Below are 16,441 nucleotides of genomic sequence, written 5' to 3' on the forward strand. Positions count from 1 at the left end.
ACTGTTAATATCCTCGTCGCAACTCTCGGGGATATATCGACAGTTTACTATGAATTGACGATCCGGCCATTTAAAGCCTGCCCAAATTTGACCTTGAACGATGAAATCCGCTCTTGTATGGTTCCGCCGCGACCTGCGGCTTTTTGACCACGCCGCCCTCCATCATGCCTTGAGCTCAGCGGAACAGGTGTCCTGTTGCTTTGTTTTCGATACGGCAATCCTCGCCGGCCTGCCGCGGCGCGACCGGCGGGTGACGTTTATTCACGACTGCCTGCAGGAATTGATTGCCGAGCTGCACGATGCCGGTGGGCACTTGATCGTGCGTCACGGCGATGCGCGCGAGATCCTGCCGGCGCTGGCGGCTGAGCTGGGCGTGGAGGCAGTGTTCTGCAACCATGATTATGAGCCGGCGGCCATTGCGCGCGATGAGGCGGTGGCGGCGGCGCTACAGGCGGAGGGACGCCAGCTGCGGTCGTTCAAGGATCAGGTGATCTTCGAGCGCGACGAAGTACTGTCCAAGGGCGGCACGCCGTTTTCGGTATTCACGCCGTACAAGAATGCATGGCTGAAGAAGCTCGACGCGGAGCCGGGCGCCTTGGCGCCGTGGGGCGCGGCGGGTGGGCATGGAGCGGGCAGGTTCGCGCCGGATGCGCGGGGCGGGTCGCGGCTGCCGTCGCTGGAGTCGATGGGCTTCGAGCGGGCGGAGATGTCTATCCCGGCCGGCATGTCCGGTGGCGCCCGGCTGTTTGAAGACTTCCTGACGCACATCGCCGACTACGGCACGGCGCGCGATTACCCGGCGGTGGATGGCTGCTCGCGGCTCTCGGTCCACCTGCGCTTCGGCACGGCATCGATCAGGCACGTGGTGCGCACGGTGCGCGAACTGTCGATGCGCGGGCAGACGGGCGACGGTGGCGCCGTCTGGCTGTCGGAGCTGATCTGGCGCGAGTTCTACAAGATGATCCTCTACTTCCACCCGCATGTGGTGGACAACGCCTTCAAGCCGGCCTACGACGCCATCGCATGGGAAACGGGCGAGGAAGCCGACGAAGCGTTTGCAGCCTGGTGCGAGGGCCGCACCGGCTATCCGCTGGTGGATGCAGCCATGCAGCAGATCAACACCACCGGCTATATGCACAACCGCCTACGCATGGTCACGGCCAGCTTCCTGGTGAAGGACCTGGGCATAGACTGGCGCCGCGGCGAAGCCTATTTCGCGGAAAAGCTGAACGATTTCGAGCTGTCGTCGAATAACGGCGGCTGGCAGTGGGCGGCGTCCAGCGGCTGCGATGCGCAGCCCTACTTCCGCATCTTCAACCCGGTCACGCAGTCGGAAAAATTCGATCCGGACGGTAACTTCATCAGGCGGTACCTGCCGCAACTGGAAGACCTGTCGCGCAAGGAAATCCACGCGCCGTGGGACATACGCGGGCTGGATTATCCCCCGCCCATCGTGCAGCACGACGAGGCGCGCAAGCAGACGCTCGCGCGCTACGAAGTGGTCAAGCGGCAGGCAGCAGGCCGGCAATAGCGCCGAGCAGGATAGTGTCCTGGTAGGGCTTGCCGAAGTAGGCATTCACGCCCAGCTGCATCGCGTAGTTGCGGTGCTTGTCCGCCGAACGCGAAGTGATCATGATGATCGGGATTTCCCTGGTGCGGTCGTCGCCGCGCACATTGCGCGTGAGGTCGAAGCCGTCCATGCGCGGCATCTCGATATCGACCAGCATCAGGTCCGGCTGGCGGTCCTGCATCTGCTCGAGGGCATCCACGCCGTCCTTCGCCAGCATCACGCTATAGCCTTCGCGTTCCAGCAGGCGCTGGGTCACCTTGCGCACGGTCAGCGAATCGTCCACCACCATGATGGTGGCCATCGCCGCACGCGCTTCCGGCGAGCCTGCTGCGGATGTTGCGCGCTGGGTGGCCTGCGCCAGTTCCGGATTCGCGTCGATATGCAGCTGCAGCGCGACCGGATTGAGGATCAGCACGATCTCGCCCGAACCCAGCACCGTGGCGCCGGCGATGCCGGGCATGCGCGCCAGCTGCGGGCCGATATTCTTGATGACGACCTCGCGGTTGCCGACGATTTCGTCCACATGCAGGGCGATGCGCGCGCCGCCGCTGTGCAGCATCAGCACGGGCGAGGAACGCTGCTGCACGGGCTGCGCCTCGCGGTCGCCCAGCAGGTTGGGCAGATAACGCATGCCGATGTGCTGGCCCTGCAGTACTACGGCGCCCTTGGTGGTGGCTTCGGCCAGCGCGCCCTCCTTCATCTGCAGCACCTGCTCGACCATGCCGGCCGGCAGCGCATGGGTGCGGCCGCCGGCGGAGACCAGCACCACCTGGGTCACGGCCAGCGTCAGCGGCAGGCGGATGGTGAAGCGCGTGCCCTTGCCCGCTTCGGTTTGGGTTTCGACGCGGCCGCCCAGTGACTGGGCTTCGGACTGCACCACGTCCATGCCCACGCCGCGGCCGGCCAGTTCGGTCAGCGTGTCGGCAGTGGAGAAGCCGGGTTCGAAGATCAGCTTGACCGCTTCCGCGTCGCTGACGTCCTCGTTGCCGATCAGGCCCACCTTGCGCGCCTTGGCGCGGATGCGCTCCAGGTCAAGGCCGGCGCCGTCGTCGCTGAATTCCAGCACCACTTCATTGCCCTGCTGGCTCACTTGCACCAGCAGCTCGCCCGTTTCTTCCTTGCCCTTGGCGGAGCGGTCGCTGCGAGCTTCCACGCCGTGCACGATGGCGTTGCGCAGCAGGTGCTCGAATGGCGCGGCCATGCGTTCCAGCACGCTGCGGTCCATTTCCACAGCGCCGCCGCGGATGTCCAGGTTTACGCGCTTGTCCACTTCCTTGGCGCTCTGGCGCGCGACGCGGAACAGGCGCTCGGAGATGCTGGCAAACGGCACCATGCGCACGCGCATCAGGTCCTGTTGCAGGTCGCGCGTCATACGCGCCTGCTGGTTAAGGTCGGCGTTGGCGCTGTCCACGGTGCGCAGCAGGCCTTCGTGGAAGGAGGCCACGTCGTTCACGCTCTCCGCCATCATGCGGGTCAGTTCCTGCAGGCGCGTGAAGCGGTCGAATTCCAGCGGGTCGAATTCACGCTCGCCGGCGATCGACATACGCGAGGCGATCTGCGATTCGGCCTGCATTTCCACTTCGCGCAGCTGGCGGCGCAGGCGGGCGAGGTTTTCCTGGAAGTCGTTGAGCGAGGTACGCAGGTTGTTTACTTCGTTTTCCAGACGCGAGCGGGAGATCGAGACTTCACCGGCCTGGTTCACCAGGCGGTCGAGGATGTCGGCTCGCACGCGGACCAGCGGGGTCTTGGAACTGGCGGCTTCGGCGTCCTCGGCGCGGCGGTGGCGGACTTGCGGCGCGGCTGGCACTTGGGCCGGCACGGCTATCTGCGCTGGCGCCGGCGCGGCGGCGGGGGTGGCCGGTGCCAGGGCTGGCGCTTTGGCGGGCGCGGCCTGGGCTGCGTGAGCTTCCGGGTTCTGCAGCTGCTCGAACAGCAGCAGCGCGTGGTCGTAGTGGGCCAGCAGTTCGTCGAAGGCGTGCGGCGAGGCGCTGCCTGCGTGGACCATGTTTTCGATATGCGTCTCGATTTCGTGCGCGTGCTGGCCAAGGCGCATTGCGCCGGCCATGCGCGCGCTGCCTTTCACGGTATGCAGCACGCGCTGCAGGCTGTGGGCGTGGCTGAAGTCGGACGGCTTGCCTTGCCAGGCGCGCAGCGCTTCGCCCACTTGCGGCAGCAGGTCGGCGCCCTCTTCCAGGAACACCGGCAGCAGGTCGGGGTCGAGTTCGTCGGTGAAGCTGGCGGCGCCGGCGCCCAGCAGGTGCTCAGTGGCGGGAATCGACAGCAGCTGCACTTCGCTTTCCGGTTCCACACTGGCGTCCAGCGCCGCTTCGGTGGCTTCGATCGCGTCCACTTCCATCGATTCTTCGGCGATGGCGGCGTCTTCCTGGGCGTGCAGGGCCAGCGCGTCGGCGGTCTCGTAGTGCTCATGCACTTCGGCGGCTTGCGGCGGCGCTTCGATGGATTCGACCAGGGCGCCGGACGCTGCGGCGGCGGCTTCATCGTCGCCTGCTTCCAGCGCGCCGGTCAGTTCGGCGGCGAGGGTTTCGGCAGCGAGCGTGTCGGTCAGTTCGGCAGGGACGTGCACGTCTGCTGCTAGCGGCTCGGCGATCGCGGCCAGCTCGTCGGACGTCGCCGGCTCAGCGAAGGCGGCCAGTTCGGCGACGGCAGACGGCTCGTCGGCGGCTTCGGCAGCGGAGGCGTCGGTGGCGTCGGTGGCGTCGGTGGCGTCGGTGGCGTCGGTGGCGGACGGCTCGGCGGAGGAGGCGGAGGAGGCGGCGGCGGTGGCGTCTTCGGCAGCGGACTCGGCGGAGGCGGATGGGACGGGGACCAGGCGGTGGGGCTCGTCGTGGATGGGAGCGGCCTGGGTCAGCGGCGGCGCGGCGAAGGCGTCGTCGAAGGCGGTGTTGAACAGGTCGTCGATGTTCTCGTCCTGGTCGGCCATTTGCGGCTTGGCCGCAGGCTCGGCACGATCGGGGCCGGCGGGCGGACTGGCGACCAGGCTGTGATAGGTGTCGCTGAACAGCGCCTCGAGGCGGGCGGCCAGCGGATCGGCGGCGGGCTCGGACGGCGCGATCTCCGGAGGCGTGCCGAACATATTGTCCATGCGCGCTTCGATGTCCTCATGCGGCTGCGACAGCTCTTCCTGCATCTTGTGCAGGGCCGCGATCAGCTCCGGCTGCTCGGGCGGCATTTCGCCGGCGGCAAAGCTGGACAGCATCTGGCGCACGCGCTCGATGGTGAAGTCGAACAGGTCGTGCTGGGCGGCGTCCAGCTCGGGCGCCGGGGCCTGCAGGGACTGCAGCGTGGTTTCCAGCGCATAGGCCAACTCGCGCAGGTTCTTGAAGCCGACCGTGGCGGAGGTGCCGGTGAGCGTGTGCGAAGCCTTCAGCCCGTCCGCGCTTACCGGACGCTTTTCGTGGCGCCATTCGCCGAAGTCGCTGGACAGCTTGCGCACCAGTTCATCGGTTTCGGCCAGGTAGATGTTGTACAGCGGCAGCGGGATCGCCAGGCGGCCGACGTACTTGATGTTGTCTTCCGGCGGCGGCGCGGGCACGGTGGGCGCGGTGGATGACGGGAATTCGATCACGTTGCCGGCGCGCGCGGGGCGCTGGGATTCGCCGGCCGGCTCTGGCGCTGACGCGGCCAGTTCTTCGGCGGCGGAATCCTCCGCGGCTTCGTGCGCGGCGGCGTCAGAGGCGGCGGTCGTGTCGGCGGCGGCGCGCGCGGCATCGCTGGCGGCCGGCGCGGCGGACGCGGGCGCCGGCTCGGGCATGCTGAACGCCTCGCCGTTCTGCACGCGCAGCGCAGCGGCGACGAGGGCGTCGGAGTTGCGGGCCGAGCGGCCAGTGACGGCCAACTCATCGACCCAGGCCGACAGATCCGCGGCCGCGCGCGACAGCAGCGCGAAGAGAGCGTCGGTCGGCGAGCGCTCCTCGCCCAGCCACACGTTCATGACTTTCTCGATGCCGTAAGCGCCTTCGGCAAAGTTGTTCAGGCCGACCATGCGCCCGCTGCCCTTCAGCGTATGGAAGGAGCGGCGCAGCATGGTCATATTGTCGACAGTGGCCGACTCGGAACGCGGCAGCGCCAGGGTCTCGCGCACGAAGCCCAGCACCTCCTGCGCCTCGCCGATGAAGATTTCCAGCAGCTCGGCTTCGACCGCCTCTTCGCCGGACACGCCCTCCGCCGCGGCAGGCGGCGCAATGGTGGCTGGTTCGGGCACCGGCTCCGGCGCCGGCAGCGGCTCGTCCAGCACGGGGATCGACTCAGGACCGGCAATCTTCTTGAACGGCACCGCGCGGAAGGTGCCGTGTTCCGCGTCGAAGGCAAAGCGCTCGCGCGCGCCGGCCGCATTCTGCGCCAGCATGTCGACAAAGAAGCCCAGTGCGCCCACGTTCTGCGCGATTTCGTCCAGATGGCGCGGCTCCTGGGCCGGATCATCGAGGCCGGCCACCAGCTTGTGGATCTCCTGGCGCACGTGCTTCGCGGCGCGGGTCGCGTCTTCCTGGTCGAGGATGGCCAGCGCACCTTCCAGCTGGTGCACCACACCGTCGAGCGAAGCCAGATCCGAGCGCCGGGACGGATCGGCATAGTACTCGTCCAGCACCTTCTCGATCTGGCGCAGGCCCGTCTTCAGCTCCATCGACAGCGCGACGACCGTATCGTTCTCGTGCATCTGCTGCGCCAGGCTGCCCTGCCACTGCGACGGTTCCGGGGCCTGGGCGCCGGACACCAGCGCCTGCAGTCGCGCGCCGATCGTATCGGCATGCACATTGAAGTCATCCGGCAGGTGGCGGATCTGGTCGATGCCATGCTCTGCAAACAGCAGCGCCGTCGCCATTTCCAGGCCCAGCGCCTCGCTGCGGCCGGAATCGACGGCGCGCGCGGCCACATCGGACAGCTGGCGCATCAAGCCGGCCAGCGCCTGCAGCCCAAGCTTGTCGCTGGCAACAGCCACCTGCCCCAGCGCATCGCGGAATTCCGCATCCAGGTCCGGATTGATCTCGGACTGTTCCAGCCGGTGCCAGGCGCCGCGGGCACGGGCAACACCCTCGCGCGCCGCCGTCAGTGCATCCGCATCGATCCTGCCGTAGCGGCGCTGTTCGTAGTCGCGCGGCACCATGGCCGTCAGCGCATAGGACTTGCGCAGCTGGCGCGCCAGCGGCGGCAGGCTCGCCTCGTCCGCTCCGGCGATGAAGAACAGGGCTTCGCGCAGCAGGGCGTCCGGCAGTTCCTGCGAACCCTGCGACAGCCGGCGCAGCTGCAGGTTGATCAGGCCGAACAGCTGCTTCACGTATTTGCCGCTTTCCAGCTGGCCGCCGACCACCAGCTCGGAAAACGCCTGCATGGTGCGCCAGAACACGCGCGCCTTCGGCTCGCGCTGCAGGTCGGCCACATCGGTCACGGCAGCCTGCAGGGCGGCGGCGTGGATGGACTGGCTGGCCGGATCGCCGGCTTTCAGATAGGGCAGCAACGCGCGCTCGAAGCGCTGGCGCAGCGCGGTGTAGGCCTGGGCCGGCGCTTCGCCAGCCGGTGCAACGCCCGCCACGGCGGCCGGCAGCTCAGGCACGTGGGTCAGCTCGGGGAAGAACAGGTCCGCCGGGTGCACGCGGTCGATGCCCAGCAAATCCTGCACGTCGCGGAAATAAGGGAAGAGGCGCACCGGCTGGAACGGTGCACCGGCCAGCAGCTCTTCCAGGAATTCGACCAGCGCCTGGTACAGGTTGGCCAGCACCTGCGCATGGTCGGGCGTGTATTTGAGCGAGCCATCCTTGAAACGGTCCAGCACCACCTCGGCCAGTTGCGTCAGCAGCACAACGCCGTCCACATCGACCATCTGCAGCGCGCCGTGCGCCTGGTGCAGGTGGGACTTGGCGTGCTGCAGGGAGGTGGACTGATCTTCCGGGTCACGCCCGCCCGCCTCGAACAGCGCGGTGCGGGAGCGGGCCAGCGCCTCGCGGATTTCCACCATGACCCAGGACAGCGGGCCCGTGTCGAAGTGCGGCGAAGCGGTGTGCGGAAAATCAGTTTGGCTCATTTATTCCTCAGGCAGAAATTCGGAATCGCGACACGGAGTTCTTCAGCTCCTGTGCCAGCACGGACAGCTTGCGCACGGACTGGGCGGTCTGCTGCGTGCCGTCCTGCGTTTGCTGCGTCACCTGCAGGATGTGCTGGATATTCTGTGCCACGCCGCCAGCCGACGTAGCCTGCATGCCGGTCGCATACGCCATGCCCTGGATCAGTTCGGCCAGACGGTTCGACACCTGCTCGATGTCTTCCAGCGCGGTACCGGCCGCATCGGACAGTTTCGCTCCCTCCACCACACCCTGGGTGGATTTTTCCATAGCTGCGACCGCATCGTGCGTATCGGTTTGAATCGTGCGCACCAGGGCGCCGATCTGCTTGGCCGCTTCGGCCGAGCGTTCCGCCAGGCGCTGCACCTCTTCCGCCACCACCGAGAAGCCGCGGCCGGCCTCGCCGGCCGATGCCGCCTGGATCGCGGCGTTCAGCGCCAGCACGTTGGTCTGTTCGGTAATGTCGGAGATCAGCTCGGTAATTTCGCCGATCTCCTGCGAAGATTCGCCCAGGCGCTTGATGCGCTTCGAGGTTTCCTGGATCTGCTCGCGGATCTCGTCCATACCCTTGATCGCGTTCTGCACCGCCGTCGAACCCTGGCGCGCTGCGGCCACGGACTGGCGCGCCACGTCCGCCGATTCGGAAGCGGACTTGGACACTTCGGTAATCTCGTTGGCCATCTTGGTCACGGTGGCCGACGCGTCCTGGATCTCGCGCGACTGCTGCTGGGATGCGTTCAGCAAGTCGCTGGAAATGCCGGACGCATGGGTCGATGCCGCCGTCACCTGCTCCGCGGTGACCGTCACGCGCCCCACCAGGCCGCGCAGCTCTTCCACCGTATAGTTCACCGAGTCGGCGATGGCGCCGGTGATGTCCTCGGACACGGTGGCCTGCACGGTCAGGTCGCCGTCCGCCACTTCCTGCAGTTCATTCATCAAGCGCAGAATCGCCGCCTGGTTCTGGTCATTCATGGCTTTCGCCTCTTCCTCCTGCTTCTGCGCCTGGGCGCGCATCGCTTCCGCTTCCTGGCGGCGGCGTTCCGAAGCGCGGCTGCGCGCCTGGGAATCCTGCAGCAGCACGCGGCCGATGGCCGCTGCGACGACCAGGGTCAGCAGGCCGGCCACCACCATCAGCCAGAAGGCCAGTCCCAGCGAGTCCTGGGCGTCGCGCAGGGAAGTCTGCAGACCGGCCAGACTCTGGCGCAGCGGTTCGTTTTCGGCGAACAGCAGGCGTTCCGCGCTCTTCGCGGCGGAGAACTTTTCCAGGCGGTCGAGCACGAAGGTCACCAGCTTCTGGTAAGACTCGAACTGCTTCTTCAGTTCCGCCACTTTTTCGCGCGTTTCGGCGTCGCGCACCGGGGTCACGCCGAGGCTCTCATTGCCGCTCAGCAAGCCATCGATGGTGTTGCGGAACACGGTGGTGTCGCGGCCCAGCTGGAAGGCGGTTTCGGAACTGATGCCGCCTTCGGTCAGGAAGGCGCTGGCGTTGCGGCTCATGCGCTGGGTCAGCATGGACATCTTGCCCAGTGCGACCATTTCGCGGGCGCTGGCGCCCTGCTTCGCCTTGGTGGCGATGATGTCTTCACTCAGCGCCAGCAAGTCCGGCGACATCGAATTCAGCTTGGTCAGCGTTTCATCCAGGCCGCCCAGGTCCAGGCGGTTGCGCACGATGGTGCCGGCCGCCTTGTCCGACGCGGCCCAGCGCTTGCGCGCCTCCTGCAGTTCGGTCAACACGGAAGTGGGGGCCGAGCCGACGCTGCGGTTGGCGTAGCGGCCGCCGTCCGACAGCACGTTCAGCGCGCGGTTCATCTCATTGCGCGACTCCTCCAGCTGGCGCGAGGCTTCCATATTGCCCTGCACCGCGTTGGGCGCCGCCTTGCCGATACGCTGCGAGTGCATCAGCGCGTCCGACGCGATCTGGGTGCGGGTCGAGGCCACGCCGGAGTTATAGGCGTTGAAGGCCACCAGGCCCACGGCGACCAGGATGCTGGCGCCCAGCACGGTGGACAGGGTGCTCAACTGGCGCTGCGGCGACAGGTGGCCGATCAGCGGCAGGCGGAAGCCGGCGTCGGCGGAGGCAGGCACGGGGGAGGCATCGGCGCCGCGGCCGCGCAAGGCGTCGCGCAGGCGCAGCGGCGTGACTTCCGCCTCATGGGCAGCGGCCGGACCGCTGCTGGCGATGGTCTCGCCGAAGCTCGAAAATGCCGAGTTCTGCTCCGCCTCCAGTGCGGCGCTACTGGCGGAGCGTGAGAACAATTTGAATGCCATTAACCTTCCCCCGATTGCTTTTGGATTGACGCCGCCTCGTGGGCGGCATATCTTACAAACCGACTTGCAGGAACCGCGCTTCGCGGACCAGCTGACTCAGGTCCAGCCGGGTCCAGGCCTGTCCTTCGCCGTCGCGGAACTGTTCGCTGCACCAGGCCGGCGCTTCGGCCTCCGGCTGGATCTCCATCTCGCCCAGCTGGCGCAGGCCCAGCACGCGCGACACGAGCAGCGCGCAATTGAAGCCCAGCCCGGCGGCAAAAGTGACGACGCGGCTGTCGGCCGCCGGCGCCGTGGCGGAACCGCCCAGGTAGCGCGCCAGGTCGATGACGCCGGTCAGGTTGCCGCGGATATTGGCCAGGCCCAGGTACCAGTCGCGCGCCAGCGGCACCGGCGTGACCGGCTGCCAGGACACGATTTCGCCGACCTGGGTGAGGTCGAGCAGGCAGCGCCGCTCGCCCACCAGCACGCCCAGTTCGCGTCCGGCCGCACTCTCGCCGCTGCGCGCGGCCATGCGTTCGAGCAACGCCACCTGGTACTGGCGCAGGCGGCTGCGGCGTTCGCCGCCGTCGCTGCCTGGCTGGAGATCCTGATCCGTGGTGGACATCGCTTAACCGAGCGCGGCGATCTTGGCCAGCAGCTCGGCGGCATCGACCGGCTTGACCAGGTAATCCTTGGCGCCCTGGCGCAGGCCCCAGATGCGGTCCGTTTCCTGGTTCTTGCTGGAACAGATGATGACGGGGACATCCTGCAATTCCGGGTCGCGCGCAATCGAGCGCGTGACCTGGAAGCCGTTGGCGCCAGGCATGACCACGTCCATCAGGATCAGCTGCGGCTTGTCGGCCTTGATCTTGACCAGGGCTTCCTCGCCCGTCTCGGCGGTGGAGACGGTAAAGCCGCTGCGCACCAGGATGTCGGTCAGGTAGTAACGCTCGGTAGGCGAGTCGTCGACGATGAGAATACGTTGAATAGCCATGGTATTTATGCGCCCGCGCCGGCGGCATGCTCGCGCACCGCGGCCAGCAGGCTGTCTTTCGTGAAGGGTTTGGTCAGGTAGGCGGACGAGCCGACCATGGCGCCGCGGGCGCGGTCGAACAGGCCGTCCTTGGATGAAAGCATCAATACCGGGGTGGCGTGGAACTTGGCGCTCTTCTTGATCAGGGCGCAGGTCTGGTAGCCGTCCAGGCGCGGCATCAGGATATCGCAGAAGATCAGGGAGGGATGGTGGTCGTTGATCTTGGCCAGGGCATCGAAGCCATCTTCGGCCAATACCACCTGATAACCGGCCTGGGTCAGGAAGATTTCAGCGGATCGACGAATGGTGCTGCTGTCGTCGATCACCATGATTTTCAAACCATTCGCTTGCGGCGTAGTCGTCATTTGAGGAAGTTCCACCCTGTAGTTCCGGTACGATAGCACAGCACACAGGCGAGTGGCGGGACCTGCTGCTTAAAAGAAACATTTATTTATTTGACTACCTTTTAACAGTCGATGACGTCGCTTTAACGCAATTGACGAAAACGCAAGATCAGATCGCCACCATCTCGAAATCGTCCTTGCGCGCGCCGCATTCGGGGCAAGTCCAGTTCATCGGCACATCGGCCCAGCGCGTACCCGGCGCGATGCCTTCTTCCGGCAGGCCGGCGGCCTCGTCATAGATCCAGCCGCAGATCAGGCACATCCAGCTTTGCAATTCCTGGGTCGTTTCATTGCTGCTCACGTTCAATCACCTTCTATAAAGTAAAATGCCGAATTAGATATCTTAATCTACCCGCCGTGCAAAACCAAACTTCTCCTCTTATCCTGACCTTTGGCGTCGCCGACCCGGTCGGCGCTGTGGGCGTGCATGCCGACTTGGCCGTATTTGCCGCACTGGGCTGCAGCGGCCTGGCCGCCACCACGGCGTTGCTGATCGGCGACAGCGCCCGCGTGGAAGACCAGCAGCATGTGGACCCGGACTGGGTGGCCGACCAGGCGCGCGTGGTGCTGGAAGACGTCGAAGTGCAAGCCTTCAAGATCGGTGCGCTGGACAATATGGAACATATGTCGGCGATTGCCGAGGTGGTGTCCGACTATCCGGACGCCGCCCTCATCCTCGACCCCTTCGGCTCCCAGCTGCCGGCGCTGGGCGAGGAGGAAGATCCTGAAGAGCACCTGACCATCGTGCGCCAGTTGCTGGTGCCGCAGGCGACGCTGCTGATGCTGTCCTATGTCGAATTGACGCATATGGCCGAAACCTGGCGTGACCTGGGCAATGGCGAAACGATGGCCGACGATGCCCAGCACCTGATCGATCTTGGCTGCGAATTCGTGCTGGTGACCGGCACGCCGGCCACTGCGCCGGGCCAGCGCGCGAATACCCTGTACAGCGCTGAAGGCGTGCTGCGCCACGAGCCGTGGCAGCACCTGTCCGGCCCCTTCGTGGGCGCGGGCGGCACCTTGTCCGCCGCCATTGCCGCCTACCTGGCGCGCGGCGCCTCCGTGGTGGAAGCGGTCGAACTGGCGGAGCAATACACTTATCAGGCGCTGGCCCATGCCCAGCGCTACGGCATGGGCCGCTTCGTGCCCAACCGTTTCTTCAAGACGAACTGAATAAAACATGACTACTTCCAAGAACGACATCCTGTTTGAACGCGCCCAGAAATCCACCCCCGGCGGCGTCAATTCGCCGGTGCGCGCCTTCCGCTCGGTGGGCGGCACGCCGCGCTTCATCACGAAGGCTGAAGGCCCCTATTTCTGGGATGCGGACGGCAAGCGCTATATCGACTACATCGGTTCCTGGGGCCCGGCCATTGTCGGCCACGCCCATCCGGACGTGGTGAAGGCGGTGCAGGAGGCGGCCACGCGCGGCCTGTCCTTCGGCGCGCCGACGGAAGCGGAAGTGGAGATGGCGGAAGAGATCTGCCGCCTGGTGCCGTCGATCGAGCAGGTGCGCCTGGTGTCCTCCGGCACTGAAGCGACCATGAGCGCACTGCGCCTGGCGCGCGGCGCCACCGGCCGCGACAAGATCATCAAGTTCGAAGGCTGCTACCACGGCCACGCCGATTCCCTGCTGGTGAAAGCCGGTTCCGGCCTGCTGACCTTTGGCAATCCGACGTCGGCGGGCGTGCCGGAAGACTTCGTCAAGCACACCCTGGTTCTGGACTACAACAATGTGGTGCAGATCGAGGAAGCCTTTGCCGCCTACGGCAAGGACATCGCCTGCGTCATCGTGGAGCCGGTGGCCGGCAATATGAACCTGATCAAGGCTACGCCGGAATTCCTGCAGGCGCTGCGCAAGCTGTGCACCGCCCACGGCGCCATCCTGATTTTCGACGAAGTGATGTGCGGCTTCCGCGTCGGCCTGGGCGGCGCGCAGGAACTGTATGGCATCAAGCCGGACCTGACCGCACTGGGCAAGGTGATCGGCGGCGGCCTGCCGGTGGCGGCCTTTGGCGGTTCGAAAGAGCTGATGTCGAAGATGTCGCCGGTGGGCGCCGTGTACCAGGCCGGCACGCTGTCCGGCAATCCGGTAGCCGTGGCCGCGGGCATGACTACGCTCAAGCTGATCCAGCAGCCAGGCTTCTACGACAAGCTGAGCGCGACCGCGCGCCGCCTGGCGGATGGCATGACCGCCGCCGCGAAGGAAGCGGGCGTGACTTTCTGCGCCGATGCGCAGGGCGGCATGTTCGGCCTCTATTTCAGCGCCACTCCGCCCAGCAATTACGCGCAGATGATGGCTGGCGACCGCGAGAAGTTCAACGTGTTCTTCCACAAGATGCTGGACGAAGGCGTGTATTTCGCGCCGGCCGCCTTCGAAGCGGGCTTCGTCAGCGCCGCGCACAGCGATGCGGTGATCGACGAGACCATTGCCGCCGCACGCCGCGTGTTCGCCACGCTGAAGTAATTCCCCGCGCCGTCTGGCGCTGTCAGGCGGCGGTTGGCGCGCCTTCGAAGGGTCGCGCGTCGACGGGCACGTCGATAAGGAACGTCGTGCCATTCTCCACGCTGCTGGTGACGATAATGCTGCCGCCATGGCTTTCCGCCACGCGGCGGGCATACGGCAGGCCGACTCCCCAGCCATCCTGATGCCCTTTTGCCGCCTGCGCCCGGCGGTAAATCTGGAAGATCGATTCCAGTTGCGAAGCGGGAATCGGATCGCCATCATTGTGTACGGAGACGCGCACCCGGCCGCCCTCCTCGCGCACCATCAATTCCACCGGATTGCCGTGCGTGCCGTATTTCATCGCATTGCCCAGCAGGTTTTCCAGCGCCCGCCGCATCGATTCGCGGCACCAGTGGCCGGGCACGGACTGCGCATCGACTTGCACTCCCGGCACCGCGACTTCCTGCGCCAGGTCCGCCATATCAAAAGCCACAATATCGAGCGGCAGATGCTCGCCGCTATTAAAGACGATGCAGTCCAGCAGGTCGCGCGTCATCACGTCGATGCGCGCCGTGTTGTCGATGATTTTCCTGGCCATCGTGCGCAGCGCATCATTGCTGGCCCGGCTTTCGATGATTTTGCGCCGCGATGCTGGCGTTCGACAAGGGCGTGCGGATATCGTGGGTGATCGCCGCGATGAACTGCTCGCGCAAGGCCGACTGCACCATCGCGAACGCCGTCACGCTTTCGCGGATCGCACTGTCGATGGCGCTGTCGATCGCCTGGCGCTGCTCGTGCGTCAGCGCGAAAGAGGCCAGGTGGAACTGGTCGAACAGGGCGCGGCGAAAGAGCTGGAATTCTTCGATCAGGGCCGTGGTGTCATAACCGCTGAGGCGGGCGCGTTCGCCGCCATGCTCCTGAGCGATGACGGACACCTCGGAGACACCGGAGGGGCATGTGAGCAGCTGCGCCAGGCTGTCGTAGAAAGCCGGAAGCGTGTTCAGCAGGATCGGATCTGGCAAGCGCCCGGCTTTGTTCAGGCTGGAGCGGGCCGCACTGGACCAGGCTGAAATGACGTTGGCCCGCAGCGCCACCATAGCTTGCGACGCGGGCGATCCATTATTATTTTCCGCCACTTCTGACCTCTCCGAAACTGTGAATTCCGAAAGGAAAGCATGTTACGCAGTGACTTTCTTGTCAAGCAGCGAAAATGAACTGTGGCCTACTTTTAGTTACTTATTTCAACCACCCGCGGTGACGGAAATACAGGAAGGGGGCGATCGCGCTGGTGATCATCAGGCCCCAGGCCCACGGGTAGCCGTAGGCCCATTTCAGCTCAGGCAGGAAGTCGAAGTTCATGCCGTAGACCGAGGCGATCAAGGTCGGCGGCAGGAAGGCGACGGACGCCACTGAGAAGATCTTGATGATCTTATTCTGGTTAATGTTGATGAAGCCGACGGTGGCATCCATCAGGAAGTTGATCTTATCGAACAGGAAGGAAGTGTGGCCGTCCAGCGATTCGATGTCGCGCAGGATTTGGCGCGCTTCCTCGAACTGCTCGGAATTGAGCAGGCGGCCGCGCATCAGGAAGGACACCGCGCGGCGGGTATCCATCATGTTGCGGCGGATACGGCCGTTCAAGTCTTCCTCGTGGGCGATGGCGCTCAAGGCATCGGCCGCGTCCTTGTCGGTGAACTGTTCCTGCAGCACACGGCCGGAGACGACCTCGAGCTGCTGGTAGATGCCCTCCAGCGCATCCGCCGAGTACTCGGCATCGGTGGCGTACAGGTCGAGCAGCACATCCATGTAATCGGCAATCGAACCGGGACGCGAGCGGGCGCGCATGCGCACCAGGCGGAACACCGGCAGGTCGTCCGTGTGGACGGAGAACAGCATTTTCTTGGCCAGGATGAAAGCCACGGTGACCACGCGCGAAGGGCCGTCATCCTCTTCCAGCAGGAAGTCGGTGCGCAGATGCAGGTCGCCGTTTTCCGCTTCGTAGTAACGGGCGGAAGCCTCGATATCCTTGACTTCGTCTTCGCCCGGCAGGATCACACCGTAGATGGTCTTGACCCAATTGCGTTCGTCTTCAGTCGGGTCGGTCAGATCCACCCAAACCGGATGGACCTGCTCCAGGTCTTCGCGGCTATCGATGGGGACCTGGTTCAGCCGGCCGTTCTGTAAGACGAAAACATTGATCATAGGCAATCTCAGCGATTCAGGCGCATAGAGGGAGGGCGATTTTCGAAACTTCGCAAGTGTACTCGGAAGCCCCCGCGCCGACCACCCCGCGCGGTCATTATTTTACTAATGAGTTGCCTTTTCGATCATTTTCGCGCGCATGTCCTCCGGCGTGGCTTCAGCCGGGGACGGCGCCTTGGGCGATTCGATGCCCTTGCTGTCGTGGATCCTGATGACCTGGCCGCTGTCCTTGCAGTCGCTGTTGGAAATCACGGTCTTGCCATTGATCGTGCACTTGCGCAGCGGTTCGGACGAAGCCGGGGCCGGCGCCGCGATCGTCGCCTGCACGGCGGCTGGCATGGCCGGCAGCTTGCCTTCATGGCGCATCGCGTACAGCCCAAACATGGCGGCGGCCGCCAGTGCGGCCATGCCGATGGCGACAGCAATCAGACTCAGACCGGATTGACGGTACAGCATGCAAGCTCC

General features: G+C 65.5%; 13 protein-coding genes. 3 read left to right on the top strand and 10 right to left on the bottom strand.

What is annotated here, in order from left to right:
* Positions 1-100 precede the first annotated feature (100 nt).
* A complete protein-coding gene (locus tag ACHMW6_RS30085; protein ID WP_395402544.1) occupies positions 101-1,531 on the top strand; it encodes a cryptochrome/photolyase family protein in 1,431 nt (476 codons plus the stop codon).
* On the opposite strand, the gene ACHMW6_RS30090 is transcribed toward ACHMW6_RS30085, so the two are convergent.
* The 6 genes from ACHMW6_RS30090 to ACHMW6_RS30115 form a co-directional block, all read right to left on the bottom strand.
* Positions 1,503-7,607 (bottom strand): Hpt domain-containing protein, encoded by a 6,105-nt coding sequence (locus tag ACHMW6_RS30090; RefSeq protein WP_395402546.1) that lies wholly within the window; start codon positions 7,605-7,607, stop codon positions 1,503-1,505. The two genes, ACHMW6_RS30085 and ACHMW6_RS30090, sit on opposite strands and share 29 nt — an antisense overlap.
* A 7-nt stretch (positions 7,608-7,614) precedes the next feature.
* Entirely contained in the window at positions 7,615-9,912 is a 2,298-nt protein-coding gene (locus ACHMW6_RS30095) for a methyl-accepting chemotaxis protein (protein ID WP_395402548.1), read from the bottom strand.
* Between the two features lie 52 nt (positions 9,913-9,964).
* Positions 9,965-10,516, bottom strand: a complete 552-nt coding sequence (locus ACHMW6_RS30100) for a chemotaxis protein CheW (protein WP_395402550.1) — start codon at positions 10,514-10,516, stop codon at positions 9,965-9,967.
* 3 nt (positions 10,517-10,519) lie between these two features.
* The gene (locus tag ACHMW6_RS30105; protein WP_395402552.1) at positions 10,520-10,885 is read right to left on the bottom strand and encodes a response regulator transcription factor; all 366 of its coding nucleotides are present in this window, start codon (positions 10,883-10,885) and stop codon (positions 10,520-10,522) included.
* 5 nt (positions 10,886-10,890) lie between these two features.
* The gene (locus ACHMW6_RS30110) at positions 10,891-11,289 is read right to left on the bottom strand and encodes a PleD family two-component system response regulator (RefSeq protein WP_395402554.1); all 399 of its coding nucleotides are present in this window, start codon (positions 11,287-11,289) and stop codon (positions 10,891-10,893) included.
* Positions 11,290-11,437: 148 nt separating this feature from the next.
* A complete protein-coding gene (locus ACHMW6_RS30115; protein WP_028104578.1) occupies positions 11,438-11,590 on the bottom strand; it encodes a rubredoxin in 153 nt (50 codons plus the stop codon).
* 95 nt (positions 11,591-11,685) lie between these two features.
* Between ACHMW6_RS30115 and ACHMW6_RS30120 the strand changes: the two genes are divergently transcribed.
* Positions 11,686-12,501 carry a hydroxymethylpyrimidine/phosphomethylpyrimidine kinase gene (locus ACHMW6_RS30120; protein ID WP_395402556.1) on the top strand — a complete coding sequence of 272 codons (816 nt, stop codon included), beginning with the start codon at positions 11,686-11,688 and terminating at the stop codon, positions 12,499-12,501.
* 7 nt (positions 12,502-12,508) lie between these two features.
* Positions 12,509-13,795 carry a glutamate-1-semialdehyde 2,1-aminomutase gene (gene hemL / locus ACHMW6_RS30125; protein ID WP_395402558.1) on the top strand — a complete coding sequence of 429 codons (1,287 nt, stop codon included), beginning with the start codon at positions 12,509-12,511 and terminating at the stop codon, positions 13,793-13,795.
* A 22-nt stretch (positions 13,796-13,817) separates the two neighbouring features.
* Here the strand turns inward: hemL and ACHMW6_RS30130 are convergent, their stop codons facing one another.
* The 4 genes from ACHMW6_RS30130 to ACHMW6_RS30145 all read right to left on the bottom strand — a co-directional run bounded on the left by ACHMW6_RS30130 (position 13,818) and on the right by ACHMW6_RS30145 (position 16,432).
* A complete protein-coding gene (locus ACHMW6_RS30130) occupies positions 13,818-14,372 on the bottom strand; it encodes a sensor histidine kinase (protein ID WP_395402560.1) in 555 nt (184 codons plus the stop codon).
* A gap of 13 nt (positions 14,373-14,385) precedes the next feature.
* On the bottom strand, positions 14,386-14,910 hold the full coding sequence (locus ACHMW6_RS30135; RefSeq protein WP_395402562.1) for a hypothetical protein: 525 nt from the start codon (positions 14,908-14,910) through the stop codon (positions 14,386-14,388).
* Between the two features lie 100 nt (positions 14,911-15,010).
* Positions 15,011-15,976 (bottom strand): magnesium/cobalt transporter CorA, encoded by a 966-nt coding sequence (gene corA, locus ACHMW6_RS30140; RefSeq protein WP_395402564.1) that lies wholly within the window; start codon positions 15,974-15,976, stop codon positions 15,011-15,013.
* Between the two features lie 105 nt (positions 15,977-16,081).
* Positions 16,082-16,432, bottom strand: coding sequence for a DUF4124 domain-containing protein (locus ACHMW6_RS30145; protein WP_395402566.1), 351 nt, complete (start codon positions 16,430-16,432; stop codon positions 16,082-16,084).
* Positions 16,433-16,441: the final 9 nt, after the last annotated feature.

The organism is Pseudoduganella sp. UC29_106 (genome assembly GCF_044055365.1).
GTDB lineage: Bacteria > Pseudomonadota > Gammaproteobacteria > Burkholderiales > Burkholderiaceae_D > Rugamonas.